General features: G+C 36.9%; 21 protein-coding genes. 16 read left to right on the forward strand and 5 right to left on the reverse strand.

Translation table 11 applies throughout. The features are described from left to right. Positions 1–109: 109 nt before the first annotated feature. The 3 genes from Q5760_RS06120 (at position 110) to Q5760_RS06130 (ending at position 2,786) form a co-directional block, all read left to right on the forward strand. On the forward strand, positions 110–1,318 hold the full coding sequence (locus Q5760_RS06120; protein WP_428911319.1) for an acetate kinase: 1,209 nt from the start codon (positions 110–112) through the stop codon (positions 1,316–1,318). A 116-nt stretch (positions 1,319–1,434) separates the two neighbouring features. Continuing rightward, complete coding sequence (locus Q5760_RS06125; RefSeq protein WP_428911320.1) at positions 1,435–2,277, forward strand: EcsC family protein; 843 nt, start codon at positions 1,435–1,437, stop codon at positions 2,275–2,277. Continuing rightward, entirely contained in the window at positions 2,274–2,786 is a 513-nt protein-coding gene (locus Q5760_RS06130) for a MogA/MoaB family molybdenum cofactor biosynthesis protein (RefSeq protein WP_428911321.1), read from the forward strand. Before Q5760_RS06125 ends, Q5760_RS06130 begins: the two co-directional genes overlap by 4 nt. Positions 2,787–2,863: 77 nt before the next feature. Here Q5760_RS06130 and Q5760_RS06135 read toward each other — a convergent pair whose 3' ends face one another. After that, on the reverse strand, positions 2,864–3,178 hold the full coding sequence (locus Q5760_RS06135) for a hypothetical protein (RefSeq protein WP_428911322.1): 315 nt from the start codon (positions 3,176–3,178) through the stop codon (positions 2,864–2,866). 231 nt (positions 3,179–3,409) lie between these two features. Here Q5760_RS06135 and Q5760_RS06140 point away from each other — a divergent pair, with 231 nt between their 5' ends. Continuing rightward, positions 3,410–4,618 (forward strand): argininosuccinate synthase, encoded by a 1,209-nt coding sequence (locus Q5760_RS06140; RefSeq protein WP_428911323.1) that lies wholly within the window; start codon positions 3,410–3,412, stop codon positions 4,616–4,618. Further along, entirely contained in the window at positions 4,615–5,988 is a 1,374-nt protein-coding gene (gene argH, locus Q5760_RS06145) for an argininosuccinate lyase (RefSeq protein WP_428911324.1), read from the forward strand. The genes Q5760_RS06140 and argH overlap by 4 nt, the downstream gene beginning before the upstream one ends. Before the next feature lie 60 nt (positions 5,989–6,048). Here the strand turns inward: argH and Q5760_RS06150 are convergent, their stop codons facing one another. Beyond that, positions 6,049–6,501, reverse strand: coding sequence for a universal stress protein (locus Q5760_RS06150; RefSeq protein ID WP_428911325.1), 453 nt, complete (start codon positions 6,499–6,501; stop codon positions 6,049–6,051). Between the two features lie 200 nt (positions 6,502–6,701). Here Q5760_RS06150 and ald point away from each other — a divergent pair, with 200 nt between their 5' ends. Beyond that, the gene (ald, locus tag Q5760_RS06155; protein WP_428911326.1) at positions 6,702–7,823 is read left to right on the forward strand and encodes an alanine dehydrogenase; all 1,122 of its coding nucleotides are present in this window, start codon (positions 6,702–6,704) and stop codon (positions 7,821–7,823) included. A gap of 62 nt (positions 7,824–7,885) precedes the next feature. Here ald and Q5760_RS06160 read toward each other — a convergent pair whose 3' ends face one another. Then, the gene (locus Q5760_RS06160) at positions 7,886–8,980 is read right to left on the reverse strand and encodes a M24 family metallopeptidase (protein WP_428911327.1); all 1,095 of its coding nucleotides are present in this window, start codon (positions 8,978–8,980) and stop codon (positions 7,886–7,888) included. A 392-nt stretch (positions 8,981–9,372) separates the two neighbouring features. On the opposite strand from Q5760_RS06160, the gene Q5760_RS06165 reads away from it, so the two are divergent. From Q5760_RS06165 to Q5760_RS06180, 4 genes are all read left to right on the forward strand, one after another. Beyond that, positions 9,373–10,368, forward strand: coding sequence for an ABC transporter substrate-binding protein (locus tag Q5760_RS06165; protein ID WP_428911328.1), 996 nt, complete (start codon positions 9,373–9,375; stop codon positions 10,366–10,368). Positions 10,369–10,727: 359 nt separating this feature from the next. Then, complete coding sequence (locus Q5760_RS06170) at positions 10,728–11,717, forward strand: ABC transporter permease (protein ID WP_428911329.1); 990 nt, start codon at positions 10,728–10,730, stop codon at positions 11,715–11,717. A gap of 69 nt (positions 11,718–11,786) precedes the next feature. After that, complete coding sequence (locus Q5760_RS06175) at positions 11,787–12,581, forward strand: ABC transporter ATP-binding protein (protein ID WP_428912506.1); 795 nt, start codon at positions 11,787–11,789, stop codon at positions 12,579–12,581. A gap of 94 nt (positions 12,582–12,675) precedes the next feature. Beyond that, entirely contained in the window at positions 12,676–13,944 is a 1,269-nt protein-coding gene (locus Q5760_RS06180; RefSeq protein ID WP_428911330.1) for a M48 family metallopeptidase, read from the forward strand. Between the two features lie 151 nt (positions 13,945–14,095). Here Q5760_RS06180 and Q5760_RS06185 read toward each other — a convergent pair whose 3' ends face one another. Continuing rightward, the gene (locus tag Q5760_RS06185; RefSeq protein WP_428912507.1) at positions 14,096–14,332 is read right to left on the reverse strand and encodes an IDEAL domain-containing protein; all 237 of its coding nucleotides are present in this window, start codon (positions 14,330–14,332) and stop codon (positions 14,096–14,098) included. Positions 14,333–14,573: 241 nt separating this feature from the next. On the opposite strand from Q5760_RS06185, the gene Q5760_RS06190 reads away from it, so the two are divergent. Then, complete coding sequence (locus tag Q5760_RS06190; protein ID WP_428911331.1) at positions 14,574–15,134, forward strand: competence protein ComK; 561 nt, start codon at positions 14,574–14,576, stop codon at positions 15,132–15,134. Positions 15,135–15,242: 108 nt separating this feature from the next. On the opposite strand, the gene Q5760_RS06195 is transcribed toward Q5760_RS06190, so the two are convergent. Continuing rightward, positions 15,243–15,617, reverse strand: coding sequence for a hypothetical protein (locus Q5760_RS06195; protein ID WP_428911332.1), 375 nt, complete (start codon positions 15,615–15,617; stop codon positions 15,243–15,245). A 426-nt stretch (positions 15,618–16,043) separates the two neighbouring features. On the opposite strand from Q5760_RS06195, the gene Q5760_RS06200 reads away from it, so the two are divergent. The 5 genes from Q5760_RS06200 to addA all read left to right on the forward strand — a co-directional run bounded on the left by Q5760_RS06200 (position 16,044) and on the right by addA (position 25,772). Then, a complete protein-coding gene (locus tag Q5760_RS06200; RefSeq protein WP_428911333.1) occupies positions 16,044–16,991 on the forward strand; it encodes an LCP family protein in 948 nt (315 codons plus the stop codon). A gap of 90 nt (positions 16,992–17,081) precedes the next feature. Continuing rightward, positions 17,082–17,705: a TVP38/TMEM64 family protein gene (locus Q5760_RS06205; RefSeq protein ID WP_428911334.1), complete on the forward strand. Its 624-nt coding sequence runs from the start codon at positions 17,082–17,084 to the stop codon at positions 17,703–17,705. 70 nt (positions 17,706–17,775) lie between these two features. Continuing rightward, a complete protein-coding gene (lepB, locus tag Q5760_RS06210; protein ID WP_428911335.1) occupies positions 17,776–18,330 on the forward strand; it encodes a signal peptidase I in 555 nt (184 codons plus the stop codon). A 193-nt stretch (positions 18,331–18,523) separates the two neighbouring features. Beyond that, positions 18,524–22,006: a helicase-exonuclease AddAB subunit AddB gene (gene addB, locus Q5760_RS06215; protein ID WP_428911336.1), complete on the forward strand. Its 3,483-nt coding sequence runs from the start codon at positions 18,524–18,526 to the stop codon at positions 22,004–22,006. Further along, positions 21,993–25,772, forward strand: a complete 3,780-nt coding sequence (gene addA, locus Q5760_RS06220) for a helicase-exonuclease AddAB subunit AddA (RefSeq protein ID WP_428911337.1) — start codon at positions 21,993–21,995, stop codon at positions 25,770–25,772. Before addB ends, addA begins: the two co-directional genes overlap by 14 nt. Positions 25,773–25,792: the final 20 nt, after the last annotated feature.

Below are 25,792 nucleotides of genomic sequence, written 5' to 3' on the forward strand. Positions count from 1 at the left end.
TTGAGAGATATTAATGAATAAAAACTGGGCAAACTATATGGGTAAGACCTCAACCTTTCATTAATACGGATAAATATTTATAGTATTTATATAAAGGAGCGTTACAAAAATGGCAAAAATTATTGCAATTAATGCCGGCAGTTCATCTCTAAAGTTCCAATTGTTTGAAATGCCGAGCGAACAAGTTATTACTAAAGGTTTAATTGAAAGAATTGGATTAGATGAAGCTGTTTTTAATATCACAGTAAATGGGGAAAAGAAATCAGAAACAACTGATATTCCAAGCCATGACGTTGCTGTTAAGCTTTTATTAAGTAAATTAACAGATCTTGGCATCATTAAGTCATTAGATGAGATTGAAGGGGTTGGTCACCGTGTTGTACATGGTGGTGAAGCATTTGCGGATTCTGTTTTAATTACTGATGATGTTCTTCAAAAAATTGAAGAACTTTCTGAACTTGCGCCATTGCATAATCCAGCTAACATAACAGGAATCAAAGCATTTAAAAATGTATTACCAAACGTTCCAGCAATTGCTGTTTTTGATACAGCTTTCCACCAAACAATGCCAAAAAGCTCTTACGTATACAGCCTTCCATATGAGTATTATAAAGATTATGGTATTCGTAAGTATGGTTTCCATGGAACTTCACATAAATATGTTTCAGAGCGTGCAGCTGAAATGTTAGGCAGACCTTTAAGTCAACTTCGTCTAATTTCTTGTCACCTTGGAAACGGTGCAAGTATTACAGCAATTGAAGGTGGAAAATCGATTGATACAACAATGGGCTTTACCCCGCTTGCTGGATTAACGATGGGTACACGTTCTGGGGATATTGATCCTGCGTTACTTCCTTATATCATGGAAAAAACAAACCAAAGCGCTGACGAAGTATTAGATGTGTTAAACAAAAAGAGTGGAATGCTTGCACTTTCTGGATTCTCTAGTGATTTACGTGATATTGAGCAAGCTGCATCAGAAGGAAATGAAAGAGCAGAGCTTGCTTTATCTGTATTCGCTAGCCATATCCATAAATATATTGGTTCTTATGCAGCACGTATGTATGGTGTTGATGCGATTATTTTCACAGCAGGTATAGGTGAAAACAGTGATACGATTCGCGCTCGTGTATTAAATGGACTTGAGTTCATGGGTGTTTATTGGGATCCATCTCTTAACGAACTTCGTGGGGAAGAACGCTTTATTAGCTACCCACATTCACCAGTTAAAGTAATGGTCATTCCAACAGACGAAGAAGTAATGATCGCAAGAGACGTTGTTCGTTTAAGCAATAAAGAATCTGTACAATCCAAGTAAGTTATGAAAAGACAAAGGTTCATTCCTTTGTCTTTTTTCGTACAAAGAAATTTCTATTTAGAGTGTGGTATACTGTTACAAAATAAGCGATTTATTTTGAATGAAGGGGGATTAGGATGACTTTGACGCCAAGGGAACAAAAAGTGCTACGGGAAATTCGTGATTGGGAAGAACGTTTATATGAAGCTGAGGCAAATGATTTTCAACAAATATACGATCGGTATATCGAAAATGCCTTTCAACAATTACCTAATAAGGTGAGGGAACAAATTATTTCTAATCTTGATAATTGGTTATTTCACCTTCATTCCATGATACAGGGTTCTGAATTACAAATGGATGCTAAAAAAAGAGTGATTGCAAATGGAAGAGTTTTTGATGAAGACATACAATCAGTAGAAGATATGAAACGCCTTTCGATCGATCAACTTCAATACATAGCAGATCAACAAATTTCACGGCATCGAATGTATTCTTTAGCACAAGGTGGTATCTCAGGAACAGGTGGGACGCTTTTATTAGGAGCAGATATCCCTGGAATGGCTGTTATTAATTTAAGAGCGGTCCAGCTTATAGCTGCCACTTACGGGGTAGAGGTAAACACACCTTTTGAAATGATGACTGCATTAAAAGTGTTCAATGCTGCCATTCATCCTCATCACTTACAAAGTAGAGCTTGGGAAGAATTAATGAATGAAATCGAGCAAGGGTCTAATTTGTATTTTTACGAGGGTAACGAAGAATTAGCGAATATAACCTGGCTGGATCAGCTATTAAAGCAATTCTTTAAAGGAATAACGATTGTGCTCTTTCGGAAAAAAAACATTCAAGGAATTCCTTTTGTAAGTATGGCAATAGGAGCTATGACGAACTATCAATTTACAAGAAAAGTAACTGACTTTGCACACAAATATTATCAAATGAGATATTTGATTGAGAAAGAAGGTCGAAATCAATGAGTTTACAAGAGCACAAAAAAACAGCTCTAAAAAGTGTCCGATGTAAAGTGATCACAGTCAGTGATACAAGGGATAAGGATAGTGACAAAAGTGGAATACTAATGATTGAGCTGTTAGAAAATGCGGGTCATACGATTAGTGATTATGTGATTGTAAAGGATGAAAAGGCCCCCATTAAGGAAGCGGTGTTAAAAGGGTGCTATGATCCTAATATTGATGCAGTCTTAACAAATGGAGGCACAGGCATTGCCCTTAGAGATGTAACGATTGAAACGGTAAAGTCTTTGTTCGATAAGGAAATTGATGGATTTGGCGAGTTATTTAGGATGTTAAGTTATACAGAAGATATCGGTTCATCTGCTATCATGTCCCGAGCTGTCGCAGGGGTAATTGGACATAAGGCAGTATTTTCCACACCTGGATCATCTGGAGCTGTAAAACTTGCCATGAATAAACTCATTCTTCCAGAACTTGGTCATGTCGTGAAAGAGCTTCAAAAAGATTTATAGTAAAAAGTAACGCATGGAAATTCATGCGTTACTTTTAGTTCATACGGAGCTGGGCAAGATGATCCCACATTTCTTATTTACATATGCATTTTTTCTGTAACGTCTTGTTTAGTTCTGAACCAAAGCCATAAATCATTGATTGTGGAAGCAAGGTCTGCAATTTCACTATTTAATTGACAGGAGCGTTCAAAATCAGCTTCGTTATTAAGTTGTTCTTGTTTTGTATTTATGCATTTTTCTAGATCATGAATTCGATCAGGAATCATCCCTCGAATCCTTTCCCAGTGAAGTAAAATGGATTGTCGAGCGTCTTCAGGTAAAGAATCCCATTCCTTATCTATGCTAGGAAGTTGTATTCCTAAACGGTCATTATGGTGAAAATACTTTTCCAATTAAATGTTCCCTCCATTTTATCTTCGTATTTCATATATTTTACTACACAATACCCCTTATCTTCTATATAGACAAACTCAATTAAAGTTTTCTTGAATATTTTTATATAAAATATTTATTTTCCTACTTGAATTTTATAAGAAAAGTTGTTAAAGTGTTATTCATAGACATGAATAAAAATATAAAAAGATGTATAAATATTCGTTGATGATATCAAGGGGGAAATATAAATGTCAAATCCAAAAGTAGTTCTTGCATATTCCGGAGGTTTGGATACATCAGTAGCAATCAATTGGATAAAGGATCAAGGTTATGATGTAGTTGCTTGCTGTTTAGATGTAGGTGAAGGAAAAGACTTAGATTTTATTAAAGAAAAGGCATTACAGGTTGGAGCTGTTCAATCATATGTGATTGACGCTAAAGAAGAATTTGCAAAAGACTTTGCTTTAGTCTCCCTGCAAGCACACACTTTATATGAAGGTAAATATCCACTGGTTTCAGCACTTTCAAGACCATTAATTTCTAAAAAGTTAGTGGAAGTGGCAGAGGAAGTTGGAGCAGTTGCAGTTGCACATGGATGTACGGGAAAAGGAAATGACCAAGTTCGTTTTGAAGTTTCAATCCAAGCATTAAATCCAGAATTACAAGTATTTGCACCTGTGCGTGAATGGGCATGGTCAAGGGAAGAAGAAATTGAATATGCAAAACAAAAAAATATTCCGATTCCGATTAATTTAGATAGCCCCTATTCAATCGACCAAAACCTATGGGGAAGAGCAAATGAATGTGGAATTTTAGAAGATCCATGGGCGACACCGCCAAAAGATGCATATGAATTAACAGCTGAATTAGAAGATACTCCTGATACACCAGATATTATTGAAATTGGTTTTGAAAAAGGTGTACCAGTTACATTGAACGGACAGTCTTATACATTAGCGAACTTAATTCAAGAAGTAAATGCTGTTGCTGGAAAACATGGAGTCGGAAGAATTGACCATGTAGAAAATCGTTTAGTTGGAATTAAATCGAGAGAAGTATATGAATGTCCAGCAGCAATGACATTAATTAAAGCACATAAAGAATTAGAAGACTTAACGCTTGTTAAAGAAGTGGCACACTTCAAACCAGTGATTGAGAAAAAATTAACGGAAATTATTTATGAAGGACTATGGTTCTCACCTTTAACAACAGCATTAAAAGCATTTTTAGCAGAGACTCAAGAGTTTGTTACAGGTACAGTAAGAGTTAAATTATTCAAAGGTCATGCGATTGTGGAAGGAAGAAAGTCAGAGTACTCCTTATATGATGAAAACCTAGCGACATACACTTCAGATGATGAATTTGATCATACAGCAGCGGTAGGCTTTATCAAGCTATGGGGTCTTCCAACTAAAGTACAAAGCATTGTGCAAAACAACAAGAAGGTGAAAGTGTGAAAAAGCTTTGGGGCGGAAGATTTACAAAATCGGCAGAAGAATGGGTCGATGAATTTGGAGCCTCCATTTCATTTGACCAAGAATTAGTAATAGAGGATATTACTGGCAGCATCGCCCATGTGACGATGCTTGCCAAAACAGGTATTTTAACAGAAGAAGAAGCGCAGCAGATCAAAAACGGTTTAGAAACCTTAAAAGCTAAAGCACTAAATGATGAGATCGAATATTCAGTAGCACTTGAAGACATCCACTTAAATCTCGAAAGCCAGTTAACCGAATTAATTGGACCTGTTGGTGGTAAGCTGCATACAGGAAGAAGTCGTAATGACCAAGTTGCTACTGATATTCACTTATATTTAAGAGAACAAGTTAACATGATCATTGATTTAGTGTCTGAATTACAACATGCACTATTAGAAAAAGCAGAAAATCATATTGAAACGATCATGCCAGGTTATACTCATTTACAAAGAGCACAGCCGATCTCTTTTGCCCATCATTTAATGGCTTATTTTTGGATGTTAGAGCGTGATAAGCAGCGTTTTACGGAAAGTCTTAAGAGAATTAACATCTCTCCACTTGGTGCAGGAGCATTAGCTGGAACGACTTTTCCAATAGATCGTGATTATAGTGCCCAGCTTTTAGGTTTTGAAGGGATTTATGAGAATAGTTTGGATGCTGTTAGCGACCGTGATTTTATGCTGGAATTTCATTCTGATAGTTCCATTTTAATGATGCACCTTTCACGTTTAAGTGAAGAGATTATTCTTTGGTCTAGTCAGGAATTTCGTTTTATTGAGCTTGACGATAGCTTTTCTACTGGTAGCAGTATCATGCCACAAAAGAAAAATCCAGATATGGCTGAATTGATTCGCGGGAAAACAGGACGAGTATATGGGAATTTAATGGGATTATTAACGGTTCTTAAGGGTCTACCACTTGCCTATAACAAAGACATGCAAGAGGATAAAGAGGGGTTATTTGATTCTGTTAAAACCATTTCCGGTTCTTTAAAGATTTTCGCTGGTATGATTTCAACCATGAAAGTGAATACAGGTGCGATGGAACAAGCAACGAAGCAAGATTTTTCTAACGCGACGGAGTTAGCAGATTATTTATCTAACAAAGGTATGCCATTTAGAGAAGCGCATGAAGTCGTTGGAAAACTTGTTCTACAATGTGTTCAAAAGAATTGTTATTTAAGTGATTTATCGATGGAAGACTTTAAACAATCGAGTGATTTATTCCAAGAGGATATATATGAGGTTTTAGCACCTAAAACGGCAGTAGCACGTCGTAACAGTGCAGGTGGGACAGGCTTTGAACAAATTAAAATCGCCATTGATAAAGCGAAAAAGTGCCTAGCGTAATCATTTAGATTAAAAGCCACGTTACATAGTGTAACGTGGCTTTTTTACGTAGTCAAGCTATTATTCGTCTGTATCGTCACTGCGGACAACCAATACATCACATCGTGCATGACGGGTAATATGTTCTGAAACGCTACCAATTAGGAAGCGTTCAACTGCATTTAACCCTGTGGCTCCACACATGATTAGATCGATTTCATGTTTTTTAGCAATATCTTTTGGAATTTTGATTTTTGGAGAGCCATAATCAATGACGTATTCTACATCAGCTACACCTGCATCATGCGCCTCTTTTTTATAATTCTCCATTAATTCTTTAGCAAATAGTTCTGCTCTTTCTGCAATGGTGCGATCATACGCTTCTACTGTTGCAAATGTACGAGTATCAATAATATGGGCAATGACAATTTTTGCGTTATTTCTTTTTGCTACTGCAATCGCTTTCTTGAAAGCCCATTCTGCTTCTTTAGAACCGTCAACGGCTACTAGGATTTTTTTATAAGATAGTGTCATTAAAATCCCCTCCTTTTTCTACATCTTTATTATACAACATTTTTCGAGTTTATTTGTGAAAATATTTTGAAAAGATTATTTAAAACATGAAAATATATAAAATTTAAAGGAATATTTGATATTGGTCAGGTAATAAAACTGCCGAGAATACAGTAAAAATAGTAATGAGGGATGGAAATTCTGATTGGAGGTTCTGCACGATGCGTATTGGAATTCCTAAGGAAATTAAAAATAATGAGAATCGGGTTGCCTTAACACCATCAGGAGTAACGAGTTTTGTTAAAGCTGGACATCAAGTATATATGGAGTCTGGAGCAGGGGATGGTGCTTCTTTTCCTGATGAAGAATATGTTCGTGCTGGAGCATCCATTGTGCAAACAGCACAAGAAGTATGGTCGATGGATATGGTGATGAAGGTGAAAGAGCCATTGCCTAGCGAATATGCTTTTCTGCGAGAAGGTTTAATTCTATTTACATATTTACATCTCGCTGCAGAACCAGAGCTTACGAGAGCGTTGCTTGCGAAAAAGGTAGTTGCCCTAGCTTATGAAACCGTTCAGCTCGCAAACAAATCTTTGCCATTATTAACACCAATGAGTGAAGTTGCAGGAAGAATGGCTACCCAAGTAGGGGCACAATTTTTAGAAAAAATAAATGGTGGTAAAGGTATCCTTCTATCAGGTGTGCCCGGTGTTTCTAGAGGAAATGTTACGATTATTGGTGGTGGTGTTGCAGGTACAAATGCTGCAAAAATTGCAATTGGTCTAGGAGCTAAAGTTACGATTCTTGATGTGAATCCAGAACGACTAAGACAACTTGATGACCTCTTCGGGTCGCAAATCTCTACATTAGCTTCTAATCCATTTAATATCGCCCAAGCGGTAAGGGACTCAGATCTTGTAATAGGGGCTGTGCTCATTCCAGGGGCCAAAGCACCTACACTTGTAACGGAAGAAATGATTAAGACGATGAATCCTGGTTCAGTTATTGTTGATATTGCGATCGATCAGGGCGGCATATTTGAAACAACGGACCGTGTAACGACCCACGATCAGCCAACCTATGTGAAACATGGGGTTGTTCATTATGCTGTAGCAAATATGCCTGGAGCTGTGCCGAGAACTTCCACCATTGCCTTAACTAATGTAACAGTTCCTTATGGACTCCAAATTGCTAACAAAGGGTATAAACAAGCATGTCTTGATGATGACGTGCTCAGGAAAGGTCTTCATACACTTAACGGCGTTATCACATATAAAGCTGTAGCAGAGGCTTTTGGCTTTGATTATCATGATGCTGAAAACGTTCTAAAAACATTATAGAAAGGCAACACAGAAAATGATATTTAAAATTTGTCATTTTCCGTGTTGCCTTTTGTTTGGTTTTAGATTTTTTGCAGTTCTTTCGGGAATTTTGTAAGGATTTCGACGCCATTTTCGGTTACGAGAACATCATCTTCAATCCGAACTCCTGCTACATTAGGGACATAGATTCCTGGCTCAATTGTATAAACCATTCCAGGTTCTAGTTTTAATGAATTGGTTTCAGTTAGTGAAGGATATTCATGAACTCCAATGCCTAATCCATGTCCAAGTCGATGTGGAAAATATTCACCATACCCAGCATCAGAAATAATCTTTCTAGCCGTTAAATCAACTTCAGAGCAAGTAACACCTGATTTGCTGGCATCAATGGCCGCTAGTTGTGCTTTTAACACAGTATCATATATTTCTTGTTGTTTGTCATTAATATCACCAAAAGCAACAGTACGAGTAATATCTGAGCAATAACCATCGACGATGACCCCTAAGTCAAATAATACTAGGTCGCCTTTCTGAATTTTTGTCATTCCGGGAGTTCCATGTGGTGAGGCTCCATTTGCTCCAGTCAATACCATTGTTGCAAATGACATGTCTGTAATTCCTTTTTTCTTTAATTCGAATTCAATCGCAGCTACAATTTCAAGCTCTGTTTTTCCTTCTCTGATTTCCGAACAGCCGACTTCCACTGCGTAGTCAGCGAGTTTACATGCCTCACGTAAGATTGACATTTCCTTATCGTCCTTAATCATGCGTAATTGTTGTAATTTTTCTTCAGCAGAGGCATATGTAGTGTTTGGAAACATGGTGTTAAGGGCTTCGTAACGTTCCACATTCAGATGTTCTTTTTCAATCGCTACTTTAGTGATTTTATTTGTTCTAGCTTTAATCTTTTTGTGTATAAGGTCCCAAGGATTTTCAATATCTGTATAACCGATAATGTCATAATCCCAACCAGAGCGTTTGGCATCACCCTTTTCCATTGCAGGACAGACAAGGAAGGGTTCTTCTTCTTGAAATAAAACGAGTCCGAGTAGTCTTTCGTGTGGATCGCTATAAAAACCACTTAAGTAAAACACATTTTCCGTAGAAGTAATAACAGAAACATCAATTTGATTTTCCTTCATCCACTTTGATAAATTTGCCATTCTATTTTGCATCATAACGGCCTCCATTTCATTTAATACGTATCAGCCTATATTTGATCATTAACATTGTATATCTTTCTAAAACGATATAAAAGGGAAGGGAGACAAATCCATAAATGTTGTTTATTTTACAATTAATATTTAAATTTGAATAGTGCGATTTATTTGAATTTATAGTATTATGGACATAGTTAAAATGGTGGGTTAAAAAGAAAAAAGAGAGGATAAGTTGTTAATATAGTAATTTACTAAATAAGTAAGAAATAATTTTTCAAAAAATTAATAAAATAGATTGAAATATTATTATTTTAATATTATAATTTACTACACAAAAGCATAACAGCATAAACGTATAAAAGTAGTAAAAATAATACAAAAGTTACATATATTAAAGGGGGATAAAAATGTTAAAGAAAAAATTCTTAGGTTTAGCAACTTTGGGTTTAGCAGGTTCATTGTTACTAAGCGCTTGTGGTAACGGCGGTTCTGAAGAAGCTGGGGATTCAGGGGAAAAAACATATAAAGTAGGAATCTCTCAATTTGTCACACACCCTTCACTAGACGCTGCTACAGATGGATTTAAGAAAGCATTAGAAGAAGAAGGGCTTAAAGTAGAGTATGATGAACAAAATGCCAATGGAGATCAAACAACCGTTCAAACCATTGCATCTAATTTAGCTGGAGATAATGTTGATTTAATTTTTGCAAATGCCACTCCAAGTGCATTAGCGGCATTAAATGCAACGAAAGAAATTCCAATTGTCTTTACTTCTGTTACAGATCCAGTTGAAACGCAACTTGTAAAATCTATGGAGGAACCAGGCGGTAATGTAACAGGTACAGCTGATATGCATCCAGAAGCAATTCCTAATACGGTTAAATTTATTCATGAAAACTTCCCAGATGCAACAATCGGTACTGTATATAGTGCAGGAGAGCCAAACTCAGTTGTTCAAGTTGATATTATGAAAAAGGCTGCAGAGGAATTAGGCATGAAAGCGCCAGTTGAATCAACAGTTGCTACATCTGCTGAAGTAAAACAAGCAGCAGAATCACTCGTTGGGAAAGCGGATGTCATTTTTATTGTGACAGATAATACGGTTGTTTCTGCTTTAGAGTCTGTTGTACAGGTTGCAGAAGAGAAAGATATGCCTTTATTCGTTGGTGAATTGGATTCCGTTGATCGTGGTGGCTTTGCTGCATATGGCTTTAGCTATGAAGATATTGGCTATGAAGCAGGAATTATGGCTGCTCAAATCTTGAAAGGTGAAAAACAGCCATCCCAATTACCAGCTCAATATCCACAGAATTTAAAATTAGTCATCAATAAGAAGGCCGCTGAGGCAATGAATATTGAACTGAAAGACGAATGGAACGATATTGCAGAGTTTATTGAATAATGAAATGAACCTATGATAATGGGGCTCCTGCTTTTTATGGAAGCCCCATTATTCTATATAAGGGAAGATTTGTAAGAATAGTTTTAATTTTCTTGGCTGGATAGTGGTCTAGCTTCAGCGCCTAGCCCCTCGAGGTCACAAGCGTGTCTAGTGTCGGCTCCGGGGGGCAGTCGCCTATACATTTCTTTCAATCCGTCAAGAAGATTAAAGAGCAATCTTCTTGACGGCTCGTCTTGTGCTTGGCCGTACCGGCATAAGTGCAACTACTCCTCTGTCTTCGCCTAAAGGCTTGCCAGTCGGAGAGTTTTCTTTATCGGGGCTAAAGCAACGCTTACGCTTTTCATGAAAGGAGTTACAATATGTTTAACGCGATATTTGGTTCTTTTGAGGCTGGGATTATTTATGCACTGATGGCCTTAGGAGTTTACTTATCTTTTAGAATCTTAGACTTTCCAGATATGACGGTTGATGGTTCATTCGTAACGGGTGCAGCTCTATCAGCGGTCTTAATTGTTGGAGGTATGAATCCTTTTATTGCTACTCTTCTAGCTCTAATGGTTGGGTTTGTAGCAGGATGTGTAACAGGACTTCTTCATACAAAAGGTAAAATCAATGCTCTTTTAGCAGGGATCTTAATGCAGATTGCCCTTTATTCTATTAATTTACGAATTATGGGGAAACCCAATGTTCCCTTGCTTCAAGAGGAAACAGTTATTACGAAGCTTACAGCTTTTTGGCAAAGCTTAAAAATTGATGATGGAATTAACGCTGTATTATCAGCGATTGGACTTGGGTCCTTTTTGCCAAAAACGTGGGGTATTTTCATCATTATGGCAATTTTGGTCTGTATTGTGAAAAAAGGGTTAGATTATTTCCTTCGAACAGATATTGGCTTGGCAATTCGCGCAACAGGTGATAATGAAACGATGATCCGCAGTTTTTCAGCTGATACGGACTTTTTGAAAATTATAGGGTTGGGATTGTCGAATGCCCTCGTTGCTTTCTCGGGTGCACTTATTGCTCAGTATAATGGATTCAGTGATGTCGGAATGGGAATCGGTTTAATCGTTATTGGTTTAGCTTCAGTAATAATTGGTGAGGCAATTTTTGGAGCGAAAACAATTGTCAGAGCGACGTTAGCCGTGATTGGTGGTTCTATTCTATACCGGATCATTGTTGCCTTAGCCCTTCGTGTTGAATTTTTAGACACAGGCGATATGAAGCTTATTACAGCCGTTATTGTGATTATTGCTTTAGTATTACCAAAGATTAATGACAGTAGGAAAGAAAAACTAAGGAAAAAGAAACGAATTCAGTCGATGGCGAATGATCAAACAATTGGCGCATAAGTGACGTTTAACAGCAATTGTTTAGTATTATTCGAAGACTTTAGTTTAATAGAAAACGAGGTGAATCCTTTGTTACAATTAAAACAAATTAATAAAGTATTTAATGAAGGCACACCAGATGAAAAAATTGCCTTACAGGAAATAACACTCGAATTAGAGCCAGGGGATTTTGTCACCATTATCGGAAGTAATGGCGCTGGTAAATCAACTTTAATGAATATTATTTCTGGAAAAATCTTTACTGACATTGGTTCGATTGTCATTGATGGAAAAGATGTTACAAATGTAAAAGAACATAATCGAGCACAGTTAGTCGGTCGTGTTTTCCAAGATCCAATGGCTGGTACGGCCCCCACGATGACAATTGAAGAAAATTTAGCCATTGCCTATGCACGTACAAAGAGTAGAAGACTTAGAGTTGGGGTTTCAAAGAAAAGACGAGACTATTTTAAAGAGAAATTACAAACTTTAAACTTAGGGCTAGAGGATCGTTTAGAAGCAAAAGTTGGATTATTGTCAGGAGGGGAAAGGCAGGCGCTCTCTCTGTTAATGGCAACCTTTACGGACCCCAAAATCCTTTTGCTCGATGAACATACAGCTGCCCTCGATCCATCACGTGCGGAATTAATAACAAATCTGACAAGGGAAATCGTTCAAAAAAACCAGTTAACTACCTTAATGGTTACTCATAATATGCAACAGGCTTTAGATTTAGGGAATCGCTTAATTATGATGGACAAAGGACAAATCATCTTTCAAGCGAATAGAGAGGAAAAGAAACAATTAACGATTGAAAAACTCCTAGCGGAATTCCAACGCATTCGTGGAGAACAAATGAGTAGTGATCGAGCGATGTTAATTTAGAGACGGATACTTATGATTCCGTCTCCTTTTTTTGTTCTAATCTGTTCTTCCTGCTATTACACTATAGTAAAGGGGTGTACAAGGGGGAAATCGTGTGGCAAGAAAGATTGGATTCTATGGAATAGTAGCCTATTTACTTTATAGTTTATTTTTTTATTGGTATTTATTTTACTTTGCAGATTCTTCGCTGCCATTTGAATATCAAGGAACAAATGCTGATCCCGCTACCTTCTTGAACGGAAGGGAGCTAATGTTAACGGAGGAGTACTCACAAATCCGAAATTTATTATTCTTTTTGGCAACGCCATTTGAGTGGCTTTTTTATTTGTTCATTTTATTGTTTGGATTATCCAAGGCCTTTGAGAAATGGTCAAAGAATACATCACCTTATAAATGGGTACAAACGGCAGTTTATTTATTTTGGTTATCACTTTTTTCATTTGTTGCGACATTACCAATTAGTTATATCAGTTATACGCTTTCCAAAAGCTATCATATTTCAACACAAGAATTTGCTTCTTGGATGAAAGATGGACTTATTGATTTTTGGATCAATTACGGGTTGATATTCATCATTGTTACTGTACTTTATTGGTTAATGAAGAAAAGTGAAAAACGTTGGTGGCTATACGCATGGCTTCTATCGGTTCCGTTTACCTTATTTATGTTGTTTTTACAACCAGTTGTGATTGCACCACTTTATAATGATTTTTATCCGTTAAAAGATAAGGAATTAGAGGCACAGATTTTGGAGCTGGCCAGTGAGGCTGATATTCCAGCAGACCATGTATTTGAAGTAAATATGGCTGATAAAACCAATGCGTTAAATGCGTATGTAACAGGAATAGGTTCAAATGCAAGAATCGTTCTATGGGATACAACACTAAATGAATTATCAGACGATCAAATTTTATTTATTATGGCACATGAAATGGCTCACTATGTTGAAAAACATATTTATATTGGACTAGGTATCTCTTTGTTGTTTTCTTTAGTAGGGTTATATGTTGTTTATCGATTCATGAATAGTTGCGTGCGAAGGTTTGGCGAGGCACTTAAAATATCTTCGGTTTCAGACATACGCTCACTGCCACTTTTATTAATCATCATGTCGATGTTGGCATTTGCCGCTAGTCCAATCGAAAATACGATTTCAAGATATCAAGAAACAAGGGCAGACCGGTATGCGATTGAGTTAACAAAGAATACGGAAGCAGGAATCACGACTTTTCAAGAATTAACCCGAGCTGGTCTTAGCCAAGTGAACCCACCATTTTTAGTGAAGTTTTTCCGCTATGGTCATCCAACGATGTTAGAGCGAATCTCAAGGCTAGAGGACTATGAGATAAAGCAAAGAGATTAAATGTTTTCATTGATGAATGGGAAAGGGCTGTCTCAAGTGTGAGATAGCCCTTTTTTGGAAATTGGTACACACAGTTAAAAGTTGCGCTTCATGAATGATGGAAAAAAGGAGAGTATTGTGAGGGGAAATTGAGAAATTGAACTCCTTTTTTCTAAGTCCCAAAACGTTTGTTCAATTCTTTATATTGATTTGACAATTCCATAAAGTGATTCTGATTACGCTCATCGATAGCAAGATCAATCTTGTTTAACAACTTTTCTCTTTCATGCTTCAAAATAATTTCCGCTAAAAACATGTCAATGTACAAATCAAGCATATAACCCTCTTTTAACTTTTTTTGTTTCAAAACATTGGATTTCATGAGCTCAGTGTTAGGATGGTCTTTCATTCTTTTCACCTCGATTTCTTCCAACTCATCTTAATGTGAGTTTTCTTTATATTATATGGAATTATCGATTATTATTCAACTGAATTTTACAAATTTTTAGAAAATAATGCATTTATCATATTTGTGAACAAAATAGTAATTCGTTATTTTTTACTAGAAATAAAGTCTTATTTTTGAAGTAAATATGGGGGTTATTTGTTATGATAGTACCTGAATTTGATTCCTAAAGGAGATGAAATATATGAATGAAAAAGAATTTAATATGGACTTTGAAATAAATCCCCTGACAGTTGCTATTTTGCCCATTGAGTTTGGAGAAGGTAAGCTTTATTCAAAAGTATATCAGCTTGATGAAGAGTTTTTCGTACCGTTTAAACCTCTGGATTTAATTAAAAAGGCGTGCAAGGCATTTGGGGCTAGTTATGAAGGTAGGCGTGATGGCTGCCGGCATTTAGTTGGAATCACCCATAAAGTTCCGATTACAATCGATTCCACAAATTTAGTCTATTTTTTTCCAACAAATTCACCTACAAAAGCTCCATGTGCATGGATTTCCCATGAACATGTTAAAGAATATAAAAAGTCTGATTCCTCACATACACATGTGACATTTAGAAATAATAAGTCTATTGTTATTCCCATTTCTGTTTATTCCTTTGAAAAACAAATGTTGCGAACTGCGTTATTACGGACAAGACTTTCACAAAAGATCGCAAGCCAAAATCGTCGATTAATGTATGTTTACAATAATCACTCGAAAGCATCTGAAAATCTATCTCCATATGGTGATCTTGATTTCTAAAAAGAGTAAGCGTTTACACCATCTTTTGCATTTATTATTTTATATTATTATATAAAGTATAAGCATGGAAATATCCATGCTTATACTTTTATTTTAGTTTAAACAATCTTATATTTTTGAGGGAGAAGCAAATCTTTTGTATAGATAAAAGCTGAGCAATTCCTGAACTTTGTTTCGGATTCGGGGATTAAAGTAATTATGTTGTTCCTCATAGCCTTTATACAAAAAAAGAAAGCCCGTAAAAGCATCATCATGACTAATTTGCTCGACTTTTAACTTTTGTTGCCTCATATAATATTTGACTTCTTTGAGTTCTTTTTGAATGATTTTCATTGTTTCTTCGATAAGTTCTAAATATGGCTGCTTTAATTTGAAAGGACTGCAGTTAACAATCTCAAGGTCTCGATTCAAAATTGTAAGTACCATTGGTAAATAAATGGCTTTTTCCATGATATTTCGATCGCCCTCAGGAATTCTTGTCATCTTTCAAACCCTCCTTACCTGAAAAAATGGGAACAAATGTTCTAATGGTTATTTTACAGGAAATGCCACGTAATTTCAACCTCGTTTAATACATGCTAAAGATTCGACTTAATTCTTTACTAATGGGCTGTGTTAATGGGTGATGTTAATTTTAGACAACTGTTGATTAGCTGGAAGGTACAGACCATCCTGCGGGAGAAACAAAATAGGCAGGCGACTGTAGATACAAAATAACAGGGTGGCTTAGGTGTTGTTGTACGGAAAGCAAAGTGCCTGAAATGGAATTCAACAATTAAGATTAACAGAAAATGGTCTTTAAAAATAACCTAGAAATCGCTAGTATTCATTCGCAGGTACAACCTTTTTAAGGTAAAATAGAAAGTACTAAAAGCATATCATTATTTATTAGGTCAGGGGACTTGTGCCATGAGGTATGAAAAAAATCAGGAAAGAAAAAGGTTGAAAAGGAAGAAAAAGAGAAGATTGCGAAAAACCGTTTTGATTTTCTTTTTTCTGATCCTTCTTGCATTTGGATATATTTTTATTCAATACATACAGGGGATCAAAAAGACAATGGATGAAGCAAATATTGATCAAATTGAATACGAATTTAATGGAAAACAGGATCAATATGGCGGTACGAATGTGTTATTGATTGGGAGCGATTCAAGGGGAGAAAAAAATGCAAGATCCGATACGATTATGATTGCACAGTATCATCCCGAAAATCATTCATATAAATTGATTTCAATTATGCGAGATACCTATGTAGATATTCCGGAACATGGGAAGAATAAAATTAATACAGCGTTTGCGCTGGGGGGACCGGAATTACTCCGTAAGACGATTAAGGAAAATTTTGATGTGGATGTTCAATACTATGCCATTATTGATTTTGAAGGGTTTGTTCATTTAATAGATGAAGCATTTCCAGATGGGGTAGAAATTGAGGTAGAAAAGGCGATGTCAGCCTATATAGGGGTAACGTTAGAACCGGGCGTGCAAAGGCTTGATGGAGAACATTTATTAGGATATGTTCGCTTCCGCCATGATGCAATGGGGGACTTTAATCGGGTGGAACGACAACAAAAAGCGCTAAAAGAAGTGGCATCTCAATTTGCTTCTTTTCAAACGTTAACGAAATTGCCTAAATTAGTAGGTGTTGTGAAACCATTTGTGAATACGAACTTGAATACATCAGATATTATATATATAGGAAAAGATTATTTGTCAGAAGATAATCGAAATATCGAAACTCTTCGGATTCCCGTTGACGGTGAATATGAACCACAAAGAATTAGTGGCGTGGGTGAAGTGTTACGGGTTGACCTTGAAGCAAACCAGGAAGCGATTAGAACATTTTTGGATAAATAATGATGCTAGTCAATTTTGGGGATTAAGCATAAAAATAGGTGGGTATGAATTTGGTAAAAATGCTTTATAAAAGTGTAGGAGAAATCATGAATGGACTTTGAAATGTTAAAAGAATGGATAACTCTAGAAAATTTGATGAAGTTGATCCAGGAATATCGTTCGTTTGGTCCAATCCCAGGGATTATTTTGCCAATGCTGGAGGCTTTTTTGCCATTTTTGCCTTTATTTTTATTTGTCATGGCAAATGCCAATGCGTTTGGGCTATGGCTTGGATTTATTTTTTCTTGGATTGGAGCATGTGTAGGAGCCTTGCTTGTCTTTTGGATTGTACGTAAATATGGAAGGCAACGAGCGTTACATTTTTTAACGAAACATAGACAAGTACAAAAATTAATGCATTGGGTTGAACGCCATGGATTTGGTCCTTTGTTTCTGCTTTTATGTTTTCCATTTACACCATCGGCTTTGGTCAATATTGTTGCAGGGCTATCTCAAATAAGTAAAAAACAATATATGTTGGCAGTCATGACTGGGAAGTTTGTCATGATTTTTACGGTTAGTTTTATTGGACATGATATCCATTCCCTTTTGACAAAGCCATTTAGAACAGCTATTTTGGGTGTCGTTATTTTTATTCTATGGTATGTTGGAAAGAGAATTGAAGTAAAGATTAATAAAGGGGCAGAAAAGGAGCGGGGAGGACAGGAAGGCTGACGAAAGAATTTACTGCATTAGAGAAAGTAGTAATCCTATCGTAAAAAAATGAGTTGAAAGTGTGATGTGAATGAAAGAAGAAATAAAACAAGAGGGTATCGAATGGCTGAAGGCATTTGCGATTGGGACCATCATTTTTGTATTTATTCGCACGTTCTTTTTTTCCAATTATGTAGTGGAGGGAGGCTCAATGATGCCCACTCTCCAAGATGGAAACAAACTTGTAGTCAATAAAATTGGTTATCAAATTGGAGATTTACATCGATTTGATGTGATTGTCTTTCATGCGAATCAAAAAGAGGATTATGTAAAGAGAATTATTGGGTTACCAGGAGACGAAATCGAATATCGTGATGATATTCTTTTTATAAATGATAAGAAATATAACGAACCCTATTTAGAAAAATATCGTAAAGAAGCTTTTGGTGTTCACTTAACAGGTAATTTTACGTTACTTGAACTTACGGGGAGTGAAACAGTACCGGAAGGTCATATCTTTGTTTTAGGTGATAATCGATTAGGTAGCCGTGATAGCCGTGAGTTTGGCTTTGTATCAATTGATCAGGTTGTAGGAAAAGTAGATCTCAGGTATTGGCCATTTGATCAAATAGGCGTTACGTTTTAACAGAAGGCTGCGTAAAAATTTTATGGACTTCTGTTGTTTGCAGTGGAGGGATGAAGACTCCTGCGGGAGAAGTGAAACAGGAAGCCACCTCAAGGCACCAATTCAAGGTGGCTCTTGCGTAGCTGAGCGGAAAGTGAAGTGCCTGAAACGAAAATCAACAATAACAGAAAAAGATTGAAAAAGGAGGAGAGAGATGTCAGTTCGTTTAATCATTGGACGATCCGGAAGTGGAAAAACGACCGAATGTTTCAATGAAATAAAAGCAAAATTAGTAGAAAATCCAGTAGGAAATCCCATTCTTTATATTGTACCAGATCAAATGACATTTTTATCAGAATACCAGTTCATTCAATCACCTGGTCTTGGTGGAATGATTCGAGCTCAAGTATTTTCTTTTACCCGCCTTGCCTGGAAGATCCTACAAGAAACCGGAGGCATTAGTCGCTATCATTTGAATAGTACAGGTATTAGCATGCTAATCCAAAAAATTATAGAAGATAAAAAGGAAGAATTAACGATTTATCAACGTACCGCTGACAAAGCAGGATTTATTAATCAAATGGAGCAAATGCTGATTGAGTTTAAACGCTATTGTATTGAACCACAAGAGTTGAGAAAAATCACACAAGAACAAGGTAAGGAAAAAGTATTAGAAGATAAACTCCACGATTTGCAGTTAATTTATGAAAACTTTGAAGCGGAATTATCCAATAAGTATATTGACTCTGAAGATTATTTCCGATTGTTATCAGAGAAAATTAGTGAATCGGCATTTTTAAAAAATGCTGAAATCTATATTGATGGTTTTCATAGTTTCACGCCCCAAGAATATATGATCATTGATGCATTGATGAAACATTGTGCACAAGTTTCCATTACATTAACAGTGGACAAGCCTTTTCATAAAAGTCCAGATGATTTACATTTATTCCGTCTTTCAGGTGAAAACTTTAGAACCTTATTTGAAATGGCTGAAGTGAATGGATTAGCAGTTGAAGAAGTTGTGCTACAAGAGCAAAAGAGATGGAAAAACGCAGATATGCAGCATCTTGAGACCTATTTTGACTCGAGACCGGCGAGATCCTTTATAGGAGAAACATCGATTCATATGGCAGAGGCTGTGAATCGAAGAGCCGAAATCGAAGGGATAGCACGTACTATTAGGCGGCTTGTAAGCGTGGAAAACTATCGTTATCGCGATATCGCGATCCTCATGAGAAATGGTCAAGATTACCATGAAATGATCGAAACCATTTTTGTTGATTATGAGATTCCTTATTTTATTGATGTGAAAAGAACGATGCTCCATCATCCCTTAGTGGAGTTAATTCGCTCTGTTCTTGAAATTATGAACAGCAACTGGCGCTATGAACCGGTCTTTCGAGCGATTAAAACCGAACTCCTATTCCCACTTGGACAAAATATGGAAAAGCTTCGTGAGCAAATGGATCTACTTGAGAACTATGTACTTGCTTTTGGAATTAAAGGAAATAAATGGACAAAAAGAGACCGGTGGAAGTATCGTCGTATTCGTGGATTGGAATTTGAAAATGTAGGACAAACGGATAGAGAAAGACAAGTTGAACAAATTTTGAATGAACTGCGGTTGATGGTCACAGCACCGATTCTCCGTTTATCACGTAGATTGAAAAAGGCAGAAAATGGGCGTCAGTTGGGAGAGGCTCTCTATTTATTTATTGAGGAATTGGATATTCCCGTTAAGTTAGAGAACTGGAAAACAGTTCAAGAAGAAAAAGGGAATCTTGTGAAGGCAAGGGAGCATGATCAGGCTTGGAATGCGATCATTGAGATATTGGATCAGTTTGTAGAAATTCTAGGAGACCAAAAGATTTCTTTAGCTTCATTCTCAAAAATCATAGAAGCAGGCTTAGAATCTCTAAGATTTTCACTGGTTCCCCCTGCCATGGATCAGGTATTAGCTGGTGATTTAGAGAAATCAAGATTATCAAATGTGAAAGTGGCTTTTATCATTGGATTGAATGAAGGGGTCATGCCAAAGAAATTCACAGATGATGGGATACTCGCCGATGAAGATCGTGAAAAAATTATTGGAAGTGGGGTAAAAATTGCTCCAACAAGTAAAACAAGATTACTAGATGAAGAATTTTTAGCCTATATGGCTTTTACGACTCCATCGGATCAACTATATATTAGCTATCCACTTGCAAATGAAGAAGGAAATGCCCTTATGCCCTCTCTTTATATAAAAAGAATGCACGATCTATTCCCAGAGCTATCTAAGACTGTTTATATGACAGATCCGGTTGAGCTACTTGAAAATGAACAGTTGTCTTATATCTCCCATCAAAATAGGAGTTTGTCTTATTTGACTTCACAGTTGCAGATGAAAAAACGTCATTATCCTGTAGCTGACTTTTGGTGGGACGTCTATAACTGGTATGTAAAAGGGACAAAGGGGCTAATGGCTCGTCGAGTTTTATCTAGTTTAGTTTATAAAAACGAGGCTAAACGATTACCAGAAGAAATAAGTCAGGAATTATACGGCGACGATATTCAAGCAAGTGTGTCAAGAATGGAGTTATTCCATAGCTGTCAATTCTCTCATTTTGCCCAACACGGTCTTAAACTTCGTGACCGCCAAATTTTTAAATTAGAGGCGCCTGATATTGGAGAATTATTCCACTCTGCCTTAAAATATATTGCTGAGACCGTCATGGACAAGAGGATTTCTTGGTCCGATCTAACAAAAGAACAGACTGAACAATTAGCGAAAGAGGCTGTAGAACTTTTAGCGCCAAAGCTGCAAAATGAAATTTTGCTTAGTTCTAATCGTCATGCGTATATCAAAAGAAAGCTTCAGCAAATTATCAGTCGAGCTTCGATTATTTTAAGTGAGCATGCAAAAATGAGTGGTTTCGCACCAGTTGGTCTTGAAGTTGATTTCGGACCAAAAAGAGAGTTACCCCCATTAACCTTTAAATTACGTAATGGTAATCGTATGCAGCTTATTGGAAGAATTGATCGAGTCGATAAAGCGGAGGATGAAAATGGCGTTTACTTACGGATTATTGATTATAAGTCAAGTGCCAAAGAGTTGAATTTAACTGAAGTCTACTATGGTGTTGCACTACAAATGTTAACCTATTTAGATATTATCATCCATCATTCTGACGTCTTGATTGGAAAAGAAGCTATACCTGCAGGAGTTCTTTATTTCCATGTGCATAATCCGATGTTAAATGCGAAGAAGATTATGACGATGGAAGATATTGAAAATGAATTATTTAAAAAGTTTAAAATGAATGGTCTGGTACTTGGAGAGGAAAATGCGGTTCGCCTAATGGATCTGAGTTTGGATGCAGGTTCCGCGTCCGATGTTGTTCCAGCAAAAATGAATAAAGATGGATCCTTTGCTAAAAATTCAAAAATTGCGAGTAAACAAGAGTTTAAGGAGATTAGCGATTATTTACATCACTTGTATGTAAAAACGGGCAATGAGATTACAGAAGGAAATGTTGCGATTGCTCCTTATAAGTTAAAGAATCGGACACCATGTACATTTTGTAGTTTTAAATCAGTTTGTCAATTTGATGAGTCGATGGAGGAAAATCAATACCGTTTGCTTATTCCTAGCTCAAAAGATCAGGCTATTCAATTGATGAAAAAGGAGGTGGAGGAAAATGACGTTGAATAATATACCTCCTAAACCAGAACATGCCACGTGGACTGATGACCAATGGAAAGCCATCATGGCAACAGGAAAGGATATATTAGTTGCAGCTGCTGCAGGATCGGGAAAAACGGCTGTACTAGTTGAACGAATGATTAATAAAGTCATCTCAAAAGAACGTCCAATCAATGTCGATGAGCTACTAGTCGTTACCTTTACAAATGCTTCAGCAGCTGAAATGCGAAACCGAATTAGTGAGGCGTTAGAAAAAGCAATCAACCAGGATCCTGCTTCTACTCATTTACGAAAACAATTGAGTTTGTTAAACCGAGCTTCGATTTCTACTATCCACTCATTTTGTTTAGAAGTAATCAGAAAGTATTATTACTTAATTGATATCGATCCAGGATTTCGAATTGCTGATTCAACAGAGGCTCAACTTTTACGTGACGAAGTATTAGATGAGCTATTTGAAGAAGAATATGGAAAACCGGATAATGAACCCTTTTTCCAAGTTGTTGATAGCTTTACGAGTGATCGCAGTGATGATGCTCTAATGGATATCATTCGAGACCTTTATGATTTTGCCAGGTCCAATCCTTCCCCTGAAAGCTATTTGCAGGATATTGTGAATATGTATGAAGTCGAATCTGTTACGAAAATGGAGGAGTTGCCGTTTATCGATTCATTGCTTCTTGATATCCGATTACAGCTAGAAGGGATTAGAGGAATGCTTGATAACGGACTCCAAATTACAAAACAACCAGGCGGTCCAGCACCTCGGGCAGAAAACTTTCTGGACGATATAAACATCATTGATACGATGATTGTGGCAAGTCAAGATTCTTGGAATGCCCTATATGAAGCGATCCAAAACTGGACTTTCTCTCGTGCAAAAACATGTAAAGGTGACGAATATGATAAAACCTTAATCGAGCGTGCACAAAAGGTACGAGATGAGGCAAAGAAAAAACTAAAGGCTTTACAGGAAGAATTATTTAACCGGAAACCAGAAAGTTTTCTTCGCGATATGAAAGACATGAAACCATTGATTGAAACATTGGTACAATTGGTAAAATCTTTTTCTGACAAATTTAATAAAGTTAAATTGGAAAAAGGATTGGTGGATTTTGCCGATTTAGAACATTACTGTCTTGATATCCTACAAGACCCTTCTGCTAAACAAGAAGGAATCCTAGCACCTTCAGAAGCGGCTATCCATTATCGAAATACATTTAAAGAAGTTCTAGTTGATGAGTATCAGGATGTCAATGCGGTTCAGGAAGCAATCATTAGCCTTGTGTCGAAGGAAGAAGAAAGTTCCGGAAATAAATTCATGGTGGGCGATGTAAAGCAGTCCATCTATCGTTTTCGACTCGCAGAGCCAAAATTATTTCTTGGAAAATATAATCGTTTTACAACTGATGGGGAGAATACGGGATTAAAAATCGACTTAGCACGGAATTTCCGAAGTAGGAAAGAAGTTTTGGCGGGGACGAATTATTTGTTTAAACAAATAATGGGGGTAAGTGTTGGCGAGATTCACTATAACGAAGAGGCAGAGCTCGTGAAAGGTGCACCTTACCCTGAGGATGATCCCTATCCAGTCGAATTGTTGCTCGTTGATCTTGAAAATGAAGAAAATGATGAAATACAAGTTGAGGATGCAGATTCGACTTTTGATGTAGTTGAGTTGGAGCAGTCCCAACTAGAAGCAAGAGTGATGGCTAAAAAAATTAAAACGATGATTGCAAACATGAATGCAGTTTATAACCCAAAAACAAAAAGTGAACGACCTGTCATGTATCGAGATATTGTGATTTTATTACGATCGATGACATGGGCACCGCAGATTATGGAAGAATTTAAGCAACAAGGAATACCGATCTACGCGAACCTCTCTACTGGCTATTTTCAAGCAACTGAGGTAACGATTATGATGTCATTATTAAAAGTGATTGATAACCCGTATCAGGATATTCCTTTAGCTTCTGTCCTGCGTTCACCGGTTGTCGGGCTGCAAGAAGATGAGTTATCTCTTATTCGCATCCATCAAAAAAATGGATCCTTTTATGATGCCTTATCCTCTTTTTGTCGTCAAAAGCCAACTGAAAGTGATGAGTGGGTATATGACAAGGTAAAGCCTTTTTACTTGATGCTAAAAGAATGGCGAACGATGGCAAGACAGGGATCATTAGCCTCATTGATATGGCAGATATATCGGGATACCCATTTTTATGATTATGTCGGGGGACTTCCTGGCGGAAAACAGCGACAAGCGAACTTAAGAGCTTTATATGACCGTGCACGGCAATATGAAGCAACCTCATTTAGGGGCTTATTCCGCTTTCTCAGGTTTATTGAACGAATGCAAGAACGAGGGGATGATTTAGGCGCAGCTCGTGCATTGGGTGAACAAGAAGATGTAGTACGAATTATGACGATTCACAGCAGTAAGGGGCTTGAATTTCCCGTCGTATTTGTCGCAGGTATGGGACGTAGTTTTAATACGATGGATTTACGTAAACCTTATTTATTAGATAAAGAATTTGGGTTTGCTACCAAATATGTAAATGTCGACAAACGAATTACTTACCCTTCTTTACCACAGCTTGCTTTTAAAAGAAAGAAAAAGATGGAAATGCTTGCAGAGGAAATGCGCGTCTTATATGTGGCTTTGACAAGGGCAAAGGAAAAATTGTATTTATTGGCCTCTGTAAAAAACTTACAGAAAAAACTCGAGAACTGGGAAAAACACCTGGATCACCATGAATGGCTTTTAACGGATTATGATCGTGCATCAGCTGGTAGCTATCTAGATTGGGTCGGACCTTCCCTTATTCGACATCAAGATTGTCAAACCTTAATAGGTGAAACGGTTCATTCTTCTTCACTGATTTCAGAAGACCTTCTTCAACATCCATCTTGTTGGAAGATAGAGGTTATTAAGCCATATGATACGATTCTTGAGGAAGAAGTCGAAGAAAATGATGAAACATGGTTGGAAAACGTTACAGAAGGAAAACCGATTTCCATCGAATCACCTTATAAGGATGAAATTGAGGAACGTCTTTCTTGGACGTATCTATTTTGGAGTGCTTCAACTCATCGTTCCAAGCAATCCGTTTCTGAAATTAAAAGACAAAGAGAAGTGGCTGATGAGGGAAGCGGTACAGAGCTGTTAAGAAAATTTAAAAAGCCGTTAATGAATCGACCTCGTTTTATGCAGGAAAAGGCCTTAACACCCGCGGAAATCGGAACGGCTATGCATATGGTGATGCAACATATTGATCTTTCTAAACATATCGATCATAAATATATTGAAACGTTGTTACAGGAAATGGTACGTAAAGAACTGATTACGGAAGAACAAAAAAATGTAATTAATCCAGAATTGCTGGTTTCATTTGCTGGATCCGATTTAGGACGACGGATGAAAACAGCGGAAAAATTAGATCGAGAGGTACCGTTCAGTTTCTCTCTTATGGCAAGTGAGGCCTATGCAGACTGGAAAGGAGAAGATGAACCGGTACTAGTTCAAGGGATTATAGATTGTTTATTCCAAGATGAAAAGGGATTAATCCTTGTTGACTATAAAACAGATGGAATAACCGATCGGTTTAAAGGTGGGTTTGAAGAAGCTAGACCTATTCTTGAAAAACGCTATCGAGTTCAAATTGAACTTTATACAAGAGCGATCGAACAAATCTATAAACAAAAAGTAGCCGAACGATATTTGTTCTTTTTCGACGGAGCTTATACGTTAAAACTGGAAAAAGAAAAACGGTAGGTGTAGAAACCCTACCGTTT

Source organism: Niallia sp. Kr1 (assembly GCF_050389805.1).
Taxonomy (GTDB): Bacteria; Bacillota; Bacilli; order Bacillales; family Cytobacillaceae; genus Bacillus_BD.

Coding starts and splice junctions, on each gene's coding strand:
- Q5760_RS06140 (WP_428911323.1), top strand. CDS start 3,410: ATGTCAAATCCAAAAGTAGTTCTTGCATATTCCGGAGGTTTGGATACA.
- Q5760_RS06165 (WP_428911328.1), top strand. CDS start 9,373: ATGTTAAAGAAAAAATTCTTAGGTTTAGCAACTTTGGGTTTAGCAGGT.
- Q5760_RS06170 (WP_428911329.1), top strand. CDS start 10,728: ATGTTTAACGCGATATTTGGTTCTTTTGAGGCTGGGATTATTTATGCA.
- Q5760_RS06130 (WP_428911321.1), top strand. CDS start 2,274: ATGAGTTTACAAGAGCACAAAAAAACAGCTCTAAAAAGTGTCCGATGT.
- Q5760_RS06125 (WP_428911320.1), top strand. CDS start 1,435: ATGACTTTGACGCCAAGGGAACAAAAAGTGCTACGGGAAATTCGTGAT.
- Q5760_RS06185 (WP_428912507.1), bottom strand. CDS start 14,332: ATGAAAGACCATCCTAACACTGAGCTCATGAAATCCAATGTTTTGAAA.
- lepB (WP_428911335.1), top strand. CDS start 17,776: ATGAAAGAAGAAATAAAACAAGAGGGTATCGAATGGCTGAAGGCATTT.
- ald (WP_428911326.1), top strand. CDS start 6,702: ATGCGTATTGGAATTCCTAAGGAAATTAAAAATAATGAGAATCGGGTT.
- Q5760_RS06120 (WP_428911319.1), top strand. CDS start 110: ATGGCAAAAATTATTGCAATTAATGCCGGCAGTTCATCTCTAAAGTTC.
- addB (WP_428911336.1), top strand. CDS start 18,524: ATGTCAGTTCGTTTAATCATTGGACGATCCGGAAGTGGAAAAACGACC.
- Q5760_RS06205 (WP_428911334.1), top strand. CDS start 17,082: ATGGACTTTGAAATGTTAAAAGAATGGATAACTCTAGAAAATTTGATG.
- Q5760_RS06200 (WP_428911333.1), top strand. CDS start 16,044: ATGAGGTATGAAAAAAATCAGGAAAGAAAAAGGTTGAAAAGGAAGAAA.
- Q5760_RS06195 (WP_428911332.1), bottom strand. CDS start 15,617: ATGACAAGAATTCCTGAGGGCGATCGAAATATCATGGAAAAAGCCATT.
- Q5760_RS06160 (WP_428911327.1), bottom strand. CDS start 8,980: ATGCAAAATAGAATGGCAAATTTATCAAAGTGGATGAAGGAAAATCAA.
- Q5760_RS06150 (WP_428911325.1), bottom strand. CDS start 6,501: ATGACACTATCTTATAAAAAAATCCTAGTAGCCGTTGACGGTTCTAAA.
- Q5760_RS06190 (WP_428911331.1), top strand. CDS start 14,574: ATGAATGAAAAAGAATTTAATATGGACTTTGAAATAAATCCCCTGACA.
- addA (WP_428911337.1), top strand. CDS start 21,993: ATGACGTTGAATAATATACCTCCTAAACCAGAACATGCCACGTGGACT.